General features: G+C 53.6%; 13 protein-coding genes and 1 pseudogene. 4 read left to right on the forward strand and 10 right to left on the reverse strand.

The window, feature by feature from the left end; all coding sequences use genetic code 11:
* Window positions 1-397: 397 nt before the first annotated feature.
* The 7 genes from KTT_RS35510 to KTT_RS35540 form a co-directional block, all read right to left on the reverse strand.
* Window positions 398-2,044 carry an FAD-dependent monooxygenase gene (locus tag KTT_RS35510; protein WP_160146386.1) on the reverse strand — a complete coding sequence of 549 codons (1,647 nt, stop codon included), beginning with the start codon at window positions 2,042-2,044 and terminating at the stop codon, window positions 398-400.
* Between the two features lie 251 nt (window positions 2,045-2,295).
* Window positions 2,296-4,542 (reverse strand): FxSxx-COOH system tetratricopeptide repeat protein, encoded by a 2,247-nt coding sequence (gene fxsT, locus KTT_RS35515; protein ID WP_160146387.1) that lies wholly within the window; start codon window positions 4,540-4,542, stop codon window positions 2,296-2,298.
* 136 nt (window positions 4,543-4,678) lie between these two features.
* A complete protein-coding gene (locus KTT_RS35520; protein WP_126603016.1) occupies window positions 4,679-6,343 on the reverse strand; it encodes an FAD-dependent monooxygenase in 1,665 nt (554 codons plus the stop codon).
* A 46-nt stretch (window positions 6,344-6,389) separates the two neighbouring features.
* A complete protein-coding gene (locus KTT_RS35525) occupies window positions 6,390-7,223 on the reverse strand; it encodes an alpha/beta fold hydrolase (protein ID WP_126603018.1) in 834 nt (277 codons plus the stop codon).
* 268 nt (window positions 7,224-7,491) lie between these two features.
* Window positions 7,492-7,869 (reverse strand): hypothetical protein, encoded by a 378-nt coding sequence (locus tag KTT_RS35530; protein WP_126603020.1) that lies wholly within the window; start codon window positions 7,867-7,869, stop codon window positions 7,492-7,494.
* 175 nt (window positions 7,870-8,044) lie between these two features.
* Window positions 8,045-8,575, reverse strand: coding sequence for a TetR/AcrR family transcriptional regulator (locus KTT_RS35535; protein WP_126603022.1), 531 nt, complete (start codon window positions 8,573-8,575; stop codon window positions 8,045-8,047).
* Between the two features lie 247 nt (window positions 8,576-8,822).
* Entirely contained in the window at window positions 8,823-9,314 is a 492-nt protein-coding gene (locus KTT_RS35540) for a hypothetical protein (protein WP_126603024.1), read from the reverse strand.
* A 28-nt stretch (window positions 9,315-9,342) separates the two neighbouring features.
* Here KTT_RS35540 and KTT_RS35545 point away from each other — a divergent pair, with 28 nt between their 5' ends.
* Window positions 9,343-10,215 (forward strand): CocE/NonD family hydrolase, encoded by an 873-nt coding sequence (locus KTT_RS35545; RefSeq protein WP_126603026.1) that lies wholly within the window; start codon window positions 9,343-9,345, stop codon window positions 10,213-10,215.
* 41 nt (window positions 10,216-10,256) lie between these two features.
* Here the strand turns inward: KTT_RS35545 and KTT_RS35550 are convergent, their stop codons facing one another.
* Complete coding sequence (locus KTT_RS35550; RefSeq protein ID WP_126603028.1) at window positions 10,257-11,048, reverse strand: IS6 family transposase; 792 nt, start codon at window positions 11,046-11,048, stop codon at window positions 10,257-10,259.
* Window positions 11,049-11,123: 75 nt separating this feature from the next.
* A pseudogene (locus KTT_RS35555) lies at window positions 11,124-11,714 on the reverse strand (PhzF family phenazine biosynthesis isomerase); the annotation flags it as partial.
* A 71-nt stretch (window positions 11,715-11,785) separates the two neighbouring features.
* Here KTT_RS35555 and KTT_RS35560 point away from each other — a divergent pair.
* Window positions 11,786-12,283: a helix-turn-helix domain-containing protein gene (locus tag KTT_RS35560; RefSeq protein WP_235845960.1), complete on the forward strand. Its 498-nt coding sequence runs from the start codon at window positions 11,786-11,788 to the stop codon at window positions 12,281-12,283.
* Between the two features lie 84 nt (window positions 12,284-12,367).
* On the opposite strand, the gene KTT_RS35570 is transcribed toward KTT_RS35560, so the two are convergent.
* Complete coding sequence (locus KTT_RS35570) at window positions 12,368-12,925, reverse strand: DinB family protein (RefSeq protein WP_126603029.1); 558 nt, start codon at window positions 12,923-12,925, stop codon at window positions 12,368-12,370.
* Window positions 12,926-13,642: 717 nt separating this feature from the next.
* Here KTT_RS35570 and KTT_RS35575 point away from each other — a divergent pair.
* Both KTT_RS35575 and KTT_RS35580 read left to right on the forward strand, forming a co-directional pair.
* Window positions 13,643-16,408, forward strand: coding sequence for a winged helix-turn-helix domain-containing protein (locus tag KTT_RS35575; RefSeq protein ID WP_126603031.1), 2,766 nt, complete (start codon window positions 13,643-13,645; stop codon window positions 16,406-16,408).
* A 130-nt stretch (window positions 16,409-16,538) separates the two neighbouring features.
* Window positions 16,539-16,766, forward strand: a complete 228-nt coding sequence (locus KTT_RS35580) for a DUF8691 family protein (RefSeq protein ID WP_235845961.1) — start codon at window positions 16,539-16,541, stop codon at window positions 16,764-16,766.
* Window positions 16,767-16,895: the final 129 nt, after the last annotated feature.

Below are 16,895 nucleotides of genomic sequence, written 5' to 3' on the forward strand. Positions count from 1 at the left end.
TACACCCATCTGAACAGCGGCGGGTAGGCAGGGAGCGCTTGCGCGGCTGAGATGATTTCTGGCCTTCCGAGCACATATTCCTGCCCGCGCGTCTTGATGATGCATTTCCCAGCGGCCATGACATTGCGGCACCAGTTCACCTTTATGCCATTCCCATAAGGCAGAGCTATTACAAAACCACCGCCCAGAGGATACGCGGTCAGCAGCGTTGCGTACTCTTTGCCACTGCCGCGCCTGATATGCTTGAGAAGTGAGTAGGCGCGCAGGGGGCCGCCAGCGATTTTGAGAAAGATCGCATTGGATCTTTTATTGAGCTGGCTTCTAGAGCCTGACTGTTACTGTGGAGTACTTGGAGCCTTTTCTTGCATGGCCTTTTACCTGCTTTCTATCTGTATGGTTATGCATGGTATGACGGTGTCTTGTTTTTTCCCAGGATATGAGCAACTACCCGTTCCAATGTCTCTAGCGGGTTAGCTGACAATGATGTGCTGCGCCAGGCGACAAAGCTATCAGGCCGGAGAAGCATCGCTCCCTCAGATGAGATACCCAACCGAGCTTCCCAGGTAGTATCCAGGGTCAGCAGGTCAGCCTCCGGGCCAAAACAATAGGCGGCCAGTTCAATACCCAGGCGCGAAGCAATAGTCGCCGCCGCCTTGTTCCAGGCGGTTCCTCCTGCTCCTGTCAGCAACACAAAGCGCCCATCGAACAGATCCAGCGTAGACATGCGCTGGCCTTGCCGCTCGATCCACACATGGGGTACGCGTGAGCCTGGCAACCCATGGAGCTCCAGAGATTCCAGCAGTTCGAATTCGTTTGGAGAGGCTGTGGCCGTCTCTTCCGAGAGAATGGCCGCTGAACGATAGCGATAGCCAACAATGGGATATAGGATTGGGAGTGGATCTTTCAGATGGAGCTGAGCATTCCCTCGCATCTCCTTTTCAAATAACACCGCTGCCGGTCCTGTCATCGACTGCTCGGCAACCAGTGTTCCAACGGGATGCCGCTCTGTCTGGTAGGTGGTGAGCAACTGCGAGGTCGCCTGCCTCTTGAGGACGGCCGCCAGTTTCCAGGCCATATTCTGTGCGCTCTGGATCGCGGTATTGACACCCAGCCCCAGGTAGGGCGGCATGGTATGTGCCGCATCGCCTACCAGGAAAACACGTCCTTCCTGAAAACGCTCAGCCACCCGCTGGATGGGCCGCCAATCTGCCAGATCCACGATCTCAACGTCTATCTCTGGTTTTCCCAGCGCGGCGCGAATCAATTTCTGACAACGCTCAATGGGATAATCCTGTGCGGATTCTCCTCGCATGGGGTTATACGTGATGGCAAACATGCCACGATCCTGATCGGTAATCAGGAACATGCCGCGTCCGCTCTCGTTGCTGGTCAGGATGGCGTCGGCTTCATAGCCCTGGATCAACTCCCCCCAATTCGCACGAAAGTAGACAAAGATCTGGCTCTCTGGCAGTTCTCCCACTCCCCATGTGGAAATGCCAAGCGCCTCGCGAATCCGGCTATGAGCGCCATCTGCCGCGATCAGATACGCTGCCTTGACCCGACTGATATTGCTGGTCGCACGATCCCTGAGCAGGGCGGTGACGCCCGTTTCATCCTGAGTAAAGGAGACCAGTTCGGTGCCATAGCGCACATCGACCCCTTGCCGCTCGGCTTCTCCCCTCAGCAGTGGTTCCAGGCGGCTCTGCGGGCAATACCGGCCAAGCGGGTATGGGCTGATCTCCTCCAGATGCTCAACGAGCGTAGTGGGGTTGAGTAGCTCTTCCTGGTCGCTTGCAGCCAAGGTGTGTTTGCGAAACATGCGTGAAATGGGAGCGCCCGCCGCGCGCACCTGCTCGTCCAGACCGAGGCTGCGGAAGACTTCCATGGTGCGAAAATTGAGGGTACGCGCGCGCGGATACCATGAAACATCCGTGCGCCGCTCGATCAACAACGACGCAATCCCCTGCTGGCGCAGCAAAAGCGCCAACGATAAACCAGCTCCGCCTGCTCCTACAATCAAAACGGAAACCTGTTCCTGAGCCATACGTGGACTCCTTTCTATTTGCCTCTCAATGAACATTGAGATCACGCTCTTTGCCTGATGGAAAGGCAAATTGACTACACATCCATTGTGTGACACAACCGTGGTTACGTGACAACCTGTCTTGTTACAAACATACCCTCTTCCCTGGCTAGAAACCAGGAGCAAGTTGAAAGAAATGTCACCTATGTGACAGGAGGCGCAAAGTGTCTCACAACTCCGGCGATCTGCGGGTGCGTCGCACACAAAAATTGTTACGCGAGGCGCTGCAGGTCGTGTAAGATGTGAGCCGTCTCGATGTGTTGGTTGCCAAACTCTCGTTCTCTGAGCGATAACGCTTGCTGGTACAGCACTTTAGCTTGTTTTTCGTTCCTCTGCTCAACCGAGAGATTGGCTAATCCGTGGAGAGCCTGCGCCAACAGGGGATGTTCTGATCCCAATGCCTGGATCCAGATTTGCAGTGCACGCTGATACAACGGTTCGGCGTGTTCATATTTTCCCTGTCGCATATAGATATCCGCCAGACTATTGAGTGCGTGGTTGACGTCAGGGTGTTCTGGTCCCAGTACCCGTTCCTGGATAGACAAGGCTCGTTGAGAGTATTGCTCGGCCTGCTCATATTTCCCCTGGTGATAGCAGAGAAGTGCGAGATTGGTGAGCGAAGCTGCCACATGTGGATGATCAGGCCCCCATGCTCGCTCCCAGGTAGACAGCGCTTGCTGAAATAACGGTTCAGCCATCTCATACTTCTCCTGTTCTGTAAACAGGATAGCCAGGTTGTTGAGGGAAGTTGCAACCTCGGGATGCTCCTCCCCCAAGGCATATTCCCTGATGTCTAATGCTCGGATGTATAAGGACTCAGCCTGTTCATATTTTCCTTGATCATAATAGAGATTTGCCAGTTTATTGAGCGAAGCCGCAACCTGAGGAGGTGGCGATGTCACCATGTGTTGCCAGATGGATAGGGCACGTTGGTACAGTGGCTCCGCTTGTACGTACTGAGCCTGCGCTCGCAGATAGTCAGCGGCTTTCTGCATCATCTCGGCCAATGCGTGATTGCTGGCGTGCGCAGGGAACACAGACACACACGCCAGCACGTGTGGAAGCAGGCGCTCGCACTGCTTCCACGTGTCGGGGACAACCTCTGGGAACAGGGCATTGAGTGCTGCAAGAATGCGCTCGAGCCACACCGCTTGTTCGGCTTCATGCATGTGCTCGAGCAGCACCACTTGCACCAGGCGATGGATAGAAAGCGTGCGTGTTTCAGGCTGGCGCTGAAGAAGCGAGAGGTTTCGCAGAACGGTGATCACTTGATCAAAGCGGAGCGGATCAGCTCCCAGCGAGGAGAGTGTGGGCCCAAAATAGGCAGAACCACGTTCGAATAATTCTTCGGGGATGGCATCGGCAGACAAGAACGCGCAGATGTGTAAAAGATCTGCGGCTGCGTTTTGTTGCTGCCCAATTCGTTCGCTTGCCAGCCAGAAGGTGGTTGCCACGGATTGCGGATGATTTCCTCCTGATGTGCCTCGCAGATCGAGCAACTGGAGACGATGCTGCTGATAGCGGTGCAGATAGCCCCCCAACCCACATCCTGTTTCTTCGATGTAGGCTCCCGCCTGGTCCAGTGCGAGCGGTAATCTTCCCAACAGGGCGATCAGCTCTGCTGCGGCAGCGTATTCCGCAGGCATCGTTGTCGCCAGGAAACAGGTCATCTCGTTCGGGCCTCCTGTGTGCAGCATCTTTGTGCGACGCAACAGAAGCTGCATCGCCTCCTCCAGAGGAGCCAGCTCGATGCCCTGAGAGATGGTCCCGAGCACCTGACGACGCGTCGTGATGAGGAGAGCACCCTGCCGAACAGCGGGAAGAAAGCGAGCCAACAGGTCGAGATCTTCCAGATTATCCCAGATGAGCAGCCACTGATCATGTTTTTCCAGCCACTGTTGGAGGGCACGTACACTCCGCTGCTGGTCGGTGTCTGCATCCATGGGTAAGTCTACCTGTTGCGCATCGCGCAACAGGCTCGACTGGATCTGTTCGAGTGTCTCAGCCTGGATCCAGCAGATCATAGTGTACTCCACCGCGTACCGATAGGCATACTCCAGGGCGAGTTGTGTTTTGCCGATGCCGCCTAATCCATACAACGCATAGGATCGAGTAAACGCGCTATTTTGGCCACGGCCAAGGTTCGTGTGGATCGTTGAGAGGAGTTCCTCCCGTCCGGTAAAGAAAGGATTGCGGGGATAGGGCACGCTCCAGATTGGCAGAGGAGCGAGCAGGCTTGCGTCCAGCAACTGGCGTGTCTCCTGTTCATTGAGCTGGAGGCACCTGGCCAGGTCAAGCACAAGCGTCCTGCTTTCCGGCAAATAACTGCCTTCTTCCCACCTCCCGATGGTGTTGCGATGCACGCCCAACGCTTCGGCAAGCTGTTGCTGCGTGACGTGTCTGTGTTTGCGAAAGTGTTTGAGAAGCATCCCGAAAAGATCAGTTGTATGCCCAAGCATAACGATCGAAGGCCTTTCTACCATTGCTGATACCGATCACTGTGCGGTTATGGTGCACCGTTTTTTCGGCTCATCAAATCAGGTCATAGAATAATGGTTATAGAAGCTCAATGATGATTACCTCTTGCGAGAAGGTTCATGCTGACCGCCTTTCCTTCTGCGGACAAAACAGGCTCTGTATATAGCTACGCAAAGCCTCGGTGACACCGGTTTGCCCCCAGAAACCAATATAACCATCGGGGCGGATCAAGACCACTCCTCCCTGTTCGGCTTCATAGCGCCGATGCAGTTCCCCGGTGACGTCACACAGGATCTGTTTGCCCTCCTGTTGCAATCCAGAGACCCCGCTCTGCGTGACCAGGTAGAGCTCGATCATCTCCTGATAGTCAGCTGAGAGCAAAGCTTCCACCTCACGCCAGTGTCGCTCGACTGCCTCTGCTTCCTGCCGTGCCGCAAACACAAGCAGGATCGAACGCGGGCTCTTGAAGATTTCGAAGAGGGGGCAGGATTCTGCTCCTCCACCCACCCGTATCAGGGCGTTTGGGGCACGGTCGCCAGCCCGTAGCGTTCCTTTTTTGTCGCGGCTATCGACCACGATGGGACTCTGCGGATAAGCGATACTGATCTCAGAGAGCGCTTCTGCCAGTCGATGCGCTGCACCAGGAAGCGAGGAAAACAAGAGCGGGGCCAGTGCATTGCGCAGCCCCAATAGCAGCGGATTGCGGGTGAGTGCCATGCGGGTGGCACGTTCGGTTCCACGCAATAGGGCTTCCCCCACCTGTTCGCGTTCCACCTCATAGCTCTCCAGCAGGCGTGGAGAAGCCATCCCCTTGATCGTGAGCGCGAGTTTCCAACTCAGATTCAACGCATCCTGGATACCAGTGTTCATTCCCTGGGCACCAATCGGCGAATGAATGTGAGCGGCGTCCCCTGCCAGAAAGATCCGGCCACAACGATAGTGTTCAGCCCGGCGTTGATTGACATGAAAGCGGGTGAGGTCTGCTGGCTCCGAGGCGCGTGCTCCCACCGGACCGCAGGTCTCAATGACCCGCTGAATTTCTTCCAGCGTGACCTCTCCGGTAGGGGCTTTCTCCAGCTCATAGGCAATGACCACGCGATGACGTCCATCAGCCATCGGAAAGTACGCAATGAAGTTGCCCCGATGGACACAGGCGACAATCTCATCGTAGGGCAGATCCCAGTTCAGGCGCACGTTGCCCACGGCAAAGCTCTGCTCAAAGGTTGTCCCGGCAAAATGGAGACCGAGCAGGTGACGTACCGTACTGTGGGCCCCATCGCAGCCGACCACAAAGCCCACCCGGATCTGCTCGATTCTCCCATCAGCATGGCGCACCACAGCCTCCACTGCCTGTTCGTCTTGGGTGACACTGATCAGCTCCGATTGCCATTCAATGGCACCATGCTGACTGTGCAAGTGTGCTGTCAACAACTGTTCTGTCTCGTGTTGTGGCAGCATCAACACATAGGGAAAGGGACTCTCAAGCAAGTGCTCCTGGAAGTCGATCCTGACGAGGCGCTTGCCGTCACTAGAGAGACGAAACGCCGGTGACTTGAGTCCGCGCTCAATGGCGGTGTGGGCCACATCCATCTTCGCGAGGAGTTCCAGCGTTTTCGCGTGGATGCCCAGTGCTTTTGTCTTCTGGGCGGCCTGGGGCGCGCTATCGATCAGGCGGCAAGAGATGCCCCGGCGCAGCAGGTCATTCGCCAGGGTCAGGCCAACCGGTCCCGCCCCAACAATCAACACGTCGTATGTGGCACGTGTCTGAGATACGTCTGTCATCTTTGGCTCTCCTTTTGAGGATGTTCATTTCAATAAGTTGTTCCATTCAAGGTGTATCTTGGATGAACTGGCGGCTGGCGTGGGCGAGTGTGGCAGGTTGGTTGAGAGGGATGAGCGTCCCACTGTCGACGATCTCTACCAATTGTGCCCGGGGCTGGAGTGCCTCCAGCCGCAGTCCGTGTGTCGGAGGCATCATCCGATCTTTTTTTGCCCAAATAATCAGGACTGGATGCTCAAAAGAGCGTAGACGCTCAGTTGCTGCTAGCAGTTCGCTCTTGCTGGAGCCGTGCAGATATTTCAGGGCATCACGCCGAATCTCACGTTGGCTTAACAATACGTGCAGCCGGGCATCGGTGATTTCATGAGAGATCGGACGCTTCACCATCAGTCCAAAAGCGAACGCCAAATGGCGCAAAGCGCGCAAACGCAGAGGCTGGACAGCGGCATTCAGATCCCGGGGGATCTTTGCCGCGAACGTGATGACATGTCCGGGTAGGTCGGACGGGATATTGTCGAAGGCTTCACACGAGGTAATCACCAGCCGTGCGAGTCGCTCAGGATACGAGTCAGCTGTGACCAGGAATGCGCCCAGGTCGTTGCCGACCAAAGTAGCCTCGCGCAGGTTCAGAGCCTCTAGAAACTCGACCTGAAGAGAAGCTAAGCCGTGGAGCGAGAGAGAGACTTCTGTTTGCATGGGCTGCCAGTGACCGCCTACGGGGAGCGTTGGTATGAGACAGTGGTAGTCGTTGCTCAGGTCACCAACGACCTGAAGCCATACCGAGCCGTTCATGAGCAGCCCGTATAGTAGCACGATCACAGGACTGCTACCGCCCGTATCCTCATACTCAATGATGCCTGCTGAGAGTTCAATTTGTAGCATCTATTCAGCACCTCTGCTTTTATTCTTCCACCTGATCGTATGTCATCATGCACCTTACAAATAATACGTTTCCTTCTTGCCGTATTATTTTGCATTTATTTTTAAAACATCATATTCTCTGAATATGCCTTCTTCACATGCTCCCATTGGTGAGCAACGGATCACGAGCCAATGGTCCGCTGCCGGAAACCAGCGAGTCCGACGAGGGTAAGGGTGAACCTGCTCCGCTTTTGTAGAGGCTACAAAAGCGGGGTTGGTTCAGAAGTTTTCACACGGTTGTATAGGTAAGGGAGCCTTTCTTGACTTGCATATGGGTCCGGATCATCAGGCCTGTTTCAGCTACGAGCAGAAGAAAAAGCAATGCCACATGTGGCGCTGGCAACTTGATCAGGATCAGTCCAAGCAAGATGCAGCCTAGAATATTGGTGGTATGCCCAATGACAAAAAAACGGGTCTGTGTGGGACCTGCTGTAGTCACCAGATAGTTGATAAAGGCAATGTACACTAATGCGAAGCCAGCGCTCGTGAACCAGAGCACATCCAACACCAGTCCACTCACCCAAATCATTTGAGCTATACCCAAACCGATATGGACCATCCCGCCAAGCAGCAGGAGAGCAGCGATACCCAGGAGGGTCTTCTTCATAGAAACGCCTACCTTCAATTAGAACCAGGCCTTCTCGACAAAGGACCTTCGCCCCGCATACACGGAGCGCATGGTGAGAACTGGAAGGTGAAAGCCCTCAGAGGGCTCTTTTTTTAAAACATACACATGCGTATGTTTTTTTGCCAAAAAAATGGCGGGATCAGGAATTGTAACCTTAAAAGTAGGTCAGTAATGAGCGATAGAGATCAGTAAGTTCATCAGGGGGATACTCGTTGCGCTGGCTCCAATCAACCCAGCCAAGATAGACCAGGTAATAGATGCGAGCAACCTCGCGCGCCTGGGTGAAAGGCCGGCCCATATCACAGAGCAATTTCGTTATGTAGGCTTTGCGCATCTCTTCTACCCTGGAAAGCCGAAATGCCACTGCTGCATCTACATTGGCCCAATGGTGTATGGCGGCCTCAAGCCGTTTCTCGCTTGAGAAGCTTATCTCAAACAAGCGCTGCAAACGCTCGTGTGGCGATGCGATCTTCTCCAGGGCATCAATCACACCGCGCGTCCCCCGTTCCTCCCAATCTGCGAGCAGAGCCTCGAGAAATGTAGCCCGATCAGGCCAGTAATGGTAAAAACTCCCCTTGCTGATATGTAGTTCTTTTGCCAGTGTTTCGACCTTCACGCCTTCAACGCCAGAAGCGGTCAGGGCTTGCAGCCCGGCGTGTATCCAATCTTCTCTTGTTTGTAGCAATGGGCCCTCCTACAGAACATACGTCAGTGTATGTTCCTCTGTTTTAAGAATAGGACAACGCAGGAGAAATGTCAAGAGTTGATGGGAGCAGCCAGGAATTCGTTTCTCTCGCTTCTCATATGGAAAAGCCCTGGTAAACGGAGGTAGATTCAATTTTCAATCATCAACTTTGCGTTAGATATAGTATTATTCGGCGGGGTATTATAATCGTTCTTTGGATTCATAGCGGATCCTCGACATTTCTTGATCATTCTGCCATCTTTTGCCAGAGCATTGTGGTGCCACGTTCGAGCAACACACAATCCTTCGGTCGAGCTTTTGAGAGTTCCCCTTTGACCCGCGGAAAGGCAAGATAGCCGTCGCTGTAGATCGAATTGATTTGCTTGACAGAGGTGCCCTTCACGCGCACCACATCACCTTTGCGAAAGCCCTCCAGTTCGCTGTTGACCTGATAGCGCACCCTGCCTTGTCCTTTCCGAGGCAAATCATGGTAGTGCCGCCGCGTTCGACGCGGGCGAAACCCCACCTGGTAAAAACGGTCTTGCTGGCAGGGAATAACCTCTCCGGTGTCGTAGGTGACAATACAGAGAGCGTCCACATCATGGGCTTTGGGCAGGTCCAGATGTTTGCGCCAGATCGCCGTCTGGTACCCAAAGAGGGTGGTCAGGGAAATGCCTTGTTCCAGCGTTGCGTACAGATGCGCTTTCCCTTGCATGGACTGTTGCGCGATGTGGTCCAAATGACCGCTCACGCCTGTCGCCGACAGCGTGATCTCTTTTACCGGTCTGTTTCCTGAGTTCAGCTATGGGTTGCAGGCCAGCGCAGATGTGCTTGATCTGACGGGCATGCAGATCCGTTGGTTCGATCACTGGCTCAAGGGTCTCTCCAACGGCGTCGAGCAGGAGAAGACGGTGTACCTCTTTGTGATGGGCAAGAACCTCTGGCGTGAGGAAGAGGACTGGCCGCTGCCCGATACCGATTTCCGCTCTTTGTATCTGCATAGCCAGGGGCATGCCAACTGTCTGACGGGAGATGGCTGGCTCTCTGCTTCTTCTCCTGGAGAAGAGCCAGAGGATGTCTATATCTATGATCCGCATGATCCGGTTCCCACGGTGGGAGGAGCCACTCTGCTGCCGAATTCGGTGGCTATTGCCAATGTGGGACCCCGCGATCAATCCCTGATCGAAGCACGCGCAGATGTGCTCTGCTATACGACTGCGCCACTGGAAAAGCCGATGGAGGTAACTGGCCCCATCGAGCTGGTTCTCTTTGTGGCTTCATCCGCCCTGGATACCGATTTTACAGGAAAGCTGGTGGATGTCTTTCCAGATGGTCGCGCCGCGTTGCTGACCGATGGGATTCTGCGCGCTCGCTATCGTGAGTCCTTTGTGTTACCAGAACTGTTGGAGCCTAACCGCGTCTATCAACTGCGGCTTGACCTTGGGGCCACGGCCAACGTCTTTCTGCCCGGACATCGCATCTGCCTGGAGGTGTCCAGCAGTAACTTCCCTTGTTTTGATCGCAATACCAACACCGGGGGAGCGATTGCTGAGGTCGGGGAGGCCAGCCTGATCGCGGCGACCAATCGCGTCTTTCATGATCAGCGGTACCCATCCTATCGGCTGTGTTGCAAAAAATGAGAAGAAACAAGATAAGCGTGGTAGGCCTCTCCATGTTCAGCTTAGGCAACAATGCCAAAGAGTCTAGCGACCAGTGTAGCCTGTCTTTGTACATCTCCTTTGTTCACTCCTTGTACCTGCCCCTTTCTCAGCATGTTCATTACCTCAAATCCTTGGATGGTTCGCCAGGCTGTTTCGAAGGAGAAAAAGCCCATCCCTGGCTTGGTCAAGCGTTTGAGGAAGCGATGATCTTGTTCGATGAGATTGTTGAGATATTTGACCTGCCTCAATTCCACATGCTGAGCCAGCATTCCAGTGACTTTGAGCTCAGCAATGGCTTTGGGATAGGCCGCGTTCTTGTCGACATTGATCACGCGAGGAATTGACGTGATGATTGTGGTATCAGTCGGAGTCGTAGGTGGAGCCATCTGCTCTGAAATCGGACATGCTTGAGAAGCTGATCGAGCAGTCGATGCGAGCGCTTTGACGAAAAAGCACTTGGCGGACTCGGCATCCCGCGTTGGACGCAAGAGAAACTCGAGGATATTGCCGTCTGAATCCACGGCACGGTAGAGATACATCCAAACGTTCCTAACCTTGATATACGTCTCATCGACTTTCCAGGAGTTGTTACAGGCTTTGAGATGCGGTCGGGTGCGTTTCTCCAGTTCGGGTGCGTAGCGTTGGACCCAGCGATAAATCGTGGTGTGATCGACGTGCAGACCCCGTTCCATCATCATCTCTTCAAGGTCACGATAGCTGAGCGAATAGCGCAGATACCACCTGACGCACAAAAGAATGATGTCGGCCTGGAAATAACACCATTTAAACACGTTTTGCATGGTAAGAACCATCTTCTTTTCAGTTTTTGGCTCTATCCTATCAGATGAGGTTCTTTTTTTGCAACAGAACCCTCCTTCCTGGCAATGGACAAGAACCTCGACCTGTCCGGTTCGCTGTATTACTTCGCCTTGCCTTTCAACAAAAGAAAAGCACTCTTTCTGAAATGGGAAAAGCCGATAGTGTGCCAAATACGCTCCCAACGGACTATGCGCATTGCCCGTTACTGGGTCCTCATGAATACCAATGGCTGGTGCGAACATTCTCCCCCAGGTGAGAATGCCAGGCACATTAGAATCAAAGGTGAAGACAAAATAGCCATTACAACTGGTTTGCCTGCTTAGCCTTCGGAGCATCTCCATATCCGGTGCAAGCTGATTAAGGACATACTTTGACGTAATGCCAATGAGCACTTTGGAGTGACCCGTGGAAACGATCTGAATAGGGCACTCCTCTAGAAGTGTCTCATAGTGAAGCTTCAACGCCTGCAAGAGCGTCTCTTGCTCATCTTCTTGGAGAATCTTCCCAAATTCCACCTTTCCCTGCGTCATCAGAATTTTATAATCATCGTTCTCCCAAAGAATGTCAATTGGTAAGATACCAGCGCCAGTGAGCGTAGGGACCCGCGTTCCGGGAGAGAGTCCAAGTTCTTTTGTCCGCACATAGTGTGCGGCAATAGTCGCATATTCACAACTAGTGCAGGTTCACGAGACCTGTTGTGTAAGGAATAAACCTCTGCTAGAATGAGGGCATGAAAGCCCCCATATACGTTCGAGCGTTGAGTCCAGAAGAGCGAGCAGGGTTAGAAGCTGGACTGCGCTCCTCCGATGCTTTTACCCTGCATCGCAGCCAGATTGTGCTCGCCTCCAGTCGAAAACAGCGCCTCAAAGTCATTGCTCAGAATCTGGGCTGGGCCACGCAAACCGTCTGTAATGCCATCCATGCGTTTGAAGAGGAAGGCGTCGCTTGCCTCAAGCAGGAGTCCTCCCGACCAAAGACGGTACAGGCCCAGTTTGACCAGGCTAAATGTGAAGCCCTGCGAGCTTTGTTGCATCAGAGTCCGCGCACCTTTGGAAAATCGACGAGTGTCTGGACGCTAGAGTTGGCAGCAGAGGTCAGCTTTGAGCAAGGCTTGACCGCGAACCAGGTGAGTATCGAGACCATATGGCAAGCGTGCGATTGTCGAGTCCGCTCGGCTCTTGACCGCAAGCGAACTTCTGCAACGTGTGTGCGGCTACTTCGGCTGTGAGCTGCTGGAGTCGCTTTCTCAGCCAGTTGCTTGAGCTCCTCACCTTTCTCAATCAAATGCTCCTGGTGCTGGGGCGTGGCGTGATCAAGATACAGCTCGGCGCCATTCCTCAAAGACCTGCTCGATCTGAGCGATATGGCGTTTCTGATGAAGGACCAGAAAATAGAGCCACTGGTACATATCCATCTTACCCAGATTCTGCACGGACATTCGCACCTGATAGAGGGAGCCCTCGCCTTTTCTAAGTGCAGCAAGAATGCTCAGGCACTCCTGGTACTGCGCATGGAGGCGTGTGCGAATATCTTCGAGGGAAGCTCCTGTTGGCTCCATATGCTCTGGCCTGATCCAGGGGAAAGCGTCAGGATGTCCAATCGGGGTCAGGCGATCCAGATCGCTCTCTCCCTCATGTATGGACTCTCCGCGCTGTGCTCGGCGCAACGCTTTCTCTCGTCCTTGACGAATAATGAGGAGCAGGTAATGGTTCGTCAGTGTCACATGCTCAAGAATAGCTTGGATCGACCAGCCGCCATCCTGTGGATGATAACAGCGGCTCTCCTCTGATTGTTCAAACCATTTCTCCAACTCGACGAGAGCTTCCGACAGCGCCTGTTGAACCACCTGGATCGTCTCTTCGTATGGCATCGTTCTTTCCCGCTCCTCTTTCTTCTCATCAATTGGCTTCCTGAGGAATGCTCTGGTTCTTCCACCAGAGCTTTTCTGAGCCTGCACTAGGTTACATAGCGATCAATAGTGATATCTCTGTCTGCCTCTGCCGCGGGTATACCAGCTGCGTAGCATTTGCTGGCTTCTTGATAGTACGCATGTTTATCAGCTTCGTTGGCATCATGGTCTTGCCGATCGGTACACACGTTTACGAGCACAGGGCATGTTCACTGCCGAGGAACTGGCTCATTCCTACAACGTTACCTGCTCAAACGATCTGGCGTTGGTATCGCCAAGGACGCATCGTTGGCATGCGATACAATGACCGGGGGTCGTGCTTCTTTCTTCCTAAGGAACGTCAACCACTCCTGTTCGATGATGCACATTGATATTAAGGTAGGAAAAAATCCATGGATAGAAAAGATGAAAGAACAGGTTGCTTCCTATTCTATCACATATTATTCCATGATCACTAAATCCGTGCTAGATCCTCATAGTTCCGTGATTTACAAAGATGGGAAATTCAGTCCTCCAGAGTTTCTTCCCCAGTTTTTGCAACACTACCCCTGCGCCCGCTTTTAACGATGTGTCATGTTCTGTCTCAGAACCACATCTTGCTGTTTTCCTGCTTACATGCTATGCTTTCAGCAGATGAGGTAGTTAACTATATTGAACCAACTTAGCAGAGAGAGAGACATGATCAACTTCAATGGGCTATCCCCCCATCCTTCTTCATCTGATCTGGCAGGAGTCGCTTCGTTTTCTCCACCTGAACGGGCAGGTTTGCATCCTCTGTTGAGGACGAAATTGGCCATTCCTCCCCGACGTCCTCAACTATTGGATCGTCAGGCCTTACGTCAGCAGCTGGATGAGGTCAATCGGCATAGATTGACTGTCATTTCGGCTCCCGCTGGCTTTGGCAAAACAACCCTCCTGGCGGATTGGGCCTCCTCTTTTGAGGGCCTTATCGCTTGGATCTCCCTTGATGCCACAGAGAATGATCCTGCAAGTTTCTGGAACTACCTGATTGCTGCCTGCCAGCGATTGTATCCTCCTCTGGAGCACCTGATCACTCCTCTGCTCCAATCTCCGGGGTCACTCCCCATCGATACCGTTCTTGTCTCGCTGGTGAATACGCTAGCCTGCTCCTTGTCTCCCTTGGTGCTTGTTCTGGATGATTATCACCTGATTACCTCTCAGAAGATCCATCAGGATATGATTTTTTTTGTTGAGCATCTGCCTGCTCCTATGCATCTGATCATTAGTACGCGCTCCGACCCCCCTCTCCCTCTGGCTCGTTTCAGAGCACGCGGTTCACTCTACGAACTGCGTGCTCTGGACCTGCGCTTTTCACCAGAGGAAACATCTCTCTTTCTCCAGCAGGAACTGGGCGTCGTTCTCTCAGAGGGGGGGATGCTGGAGGTAATTGAACAGCATCTGGAAGGTTGGCCTGCCGGACTCCACCTGCTAGCCCTTTCACTCAAACATCGGACTGATAAGTTGCTTTGGCTCTCCACCTGGAACGGACGCCATAGACATATCAGCACCTATTTGATCGAGGAAGTCCTCGACCAACAATCGTCAGAGGTGCAAGAGTTCTTGCTCTGCACGTCTTTTCTTCCGCGCCTGACTGGTTCACTCTGTAATGCTGTCAGTGGACGTTCAGATGGAGATCGCATGCTAGAATACCTGGAGGAGGCGAATCTTTTCACTGTCGCGCTCGATGAAGATCGTTCCTGGTATCGCTATCATCATCTCTTCGCGGAAGTGCTCCAGCATCGCCAGCGCAAGCTCACTGGAACAGCTCATGTGGCGAAAATCTATCGACGCGCCTGCGCCTGGTATAAGCAGCAGGGCTTCTTTCTGGAATCTGTAGAGGCCGCCATGAGTGCGGAAGATTACGATGAAGCGGCCATTATGCTCGAACAGCAGGGCATTCCCGTTACCGAGGGCTATCCCTATGAGCGTTTCGTTTCCTGGATCGAGCGCCTCCCTTCGGCTGTCCTTACCAGGCATCCCCAACTGGCGATGTGGTATAACTCCGCTTTGATTATGATGGGAGAACTCCAAAAACTTGATGAGGCCTCTCAGAGGGCCGCGCAGGGCTTTGAGGAGCAGGGGAAGTTGACAAGGCTGGGAGCTACCCTGGCCCATCAGGCTGTGCGCTGCTACTGGTTAGGCCATACCTCCTCCTTCTTTGCCTATCGAGAAAAGGCGCTGCCCTATCTCTCGGGTGAGGCCCCGGTGGAAAAAGATGCACGCAGTCTGATGACTGGCTTTGTTGCTTTGCATACTGGTCAGGTACAACTGGCATTGCCCATTTTTGCTGAGAGTCTGCGTGTGAACGAGGGTATCCCTAATTTCTCCGGCTTCATTTCCTGTAAACTACGTTTGGCCGATCTCTTACGGATGCAGGGCAAACTGCAAGAGGCGGCACGACACTATCAGCAGGTGATAGAGCGAACCCGGGATCTGCGCTTTCCCGCCTCCGAGGTACTTGCACGCTGGAGTCAGGTGTTGTTGGAATGGGATCAACTTTCAGAGGCGGAAGCGGCTCTCCAGCAAGCCCTGGCCAGTGCTCAGCACATGCAGCATACCAAACTTCTGAGTCTGGGAGCACTGTATCACGCCCGCCTCCTTTTGGCTCGTGGCGAAACGGTGCTGGCGGAGCAGCGTTTGCAAGAGGCCTTCCAGTTGGCTTGTCGATATGATCACCAGGAGGTGTACCGCGAGGCGTTGATCGAGAGGGCACGCGTGGCCCTTATCCAGGGGGATTATGTGACAACAGAGCATTGTCTGAGCGCATGCGCTGTCCAGATTGACGACGCGCCAGCGTATGCGCAGGAGGCCGCTTATCTTCTCCTCTCCCGCTGGCTGATTGCTCAAGGAAAAGCCAGGCTTGTGTTGGACCATCTTCCCAGATGGAGGCAGGTAGCGCGAGAAGATGGCCGGGGCGAGCGTGAAATAGAAATGTTGCTCATCCAGTCGCTGGCCTATGCTGCTCTCCAGGAGCGCGAACAGGCTCTGGATGCACTGGCACTTACGCTCCACCTGGCCGAGCCGGGTGGTTATCTGCGCCTCTTTCTCAATGAAGGCCAACCTGTGCAGTGTTTATTGATCCAGTTGGGCGAGCGCACCCCCTCTCAGCAACCTTCTGTGCAAAGGCTACTGGCCCATTTCCCCATATCCGAGCAAAAAGCCTCCGCTCAGAAGGAACTTGTTGAAAAAAAAGCTCTTGCTGCCGGATCGCAGAAACCACTTCCTCTTTTGAGTACACGGGAAAAAGAAATTTTGCGCCTGATTGCAGCTGGCGCCTCGAATGAGGATATTGCAGAGCAACTGGTGATCGCCTATAGCACCGTCAAGCGCCATGTGAGCAATATCCTCGTGAAATTATCTGCTACTAACCGCACCCAGGCCGTCGCGCTCGCCCGCGAGCAGGGCTGGCTTTGTGAGATGTAGCGGCTCTCCCCGACAAAAAAATACATCCTACCCTACATCTTTTGGCTCTCTCTCCCTTCAGCCTAAGAGAGTATAGTTTCCTTAGAACAGATTGCTGTCCGGCTGATCGGCAAAGATGAGGGGCAAACGAATGATGATGAAACCAATGCATTACCGGATCCACATCCAGGGCTATCTCGATCTGGAATGGCAGGACTGGCTACACGGCCTGACCATCACCCATTGTGAAGAGAGAGAAACCGTACTCAGTGGGCCACTCGCCGACCAGGCAGCGCTACACGGTATTCTCACCCAGCTCTATGATCTCGGATTACCGCTGCTGGCGGTAAATACAGTTCCTCCTGATGATCAGTCATAATGAATAATTCATTTTAATGGCATCTTCAAAGGAAGTCGATCCACATGGTGTTCCGCCCTACGGTTGACCAGACACGCAGGAGTGTTAGCTTCCCGCAGGAAGGTGATGAACAGGCCCTGGTTGGTTTCG

Origin of the sequence: Dictyobacter aurantiacus, from assembly GCF_003967515.1 — a bacterium.
GTDB lineage: Bacteria > Chloroflexota > Ktedonobacteria > Ktedonobacterales > Ktedonobacteraceae > Dictyobacter > Dictyobacter aurantiacus.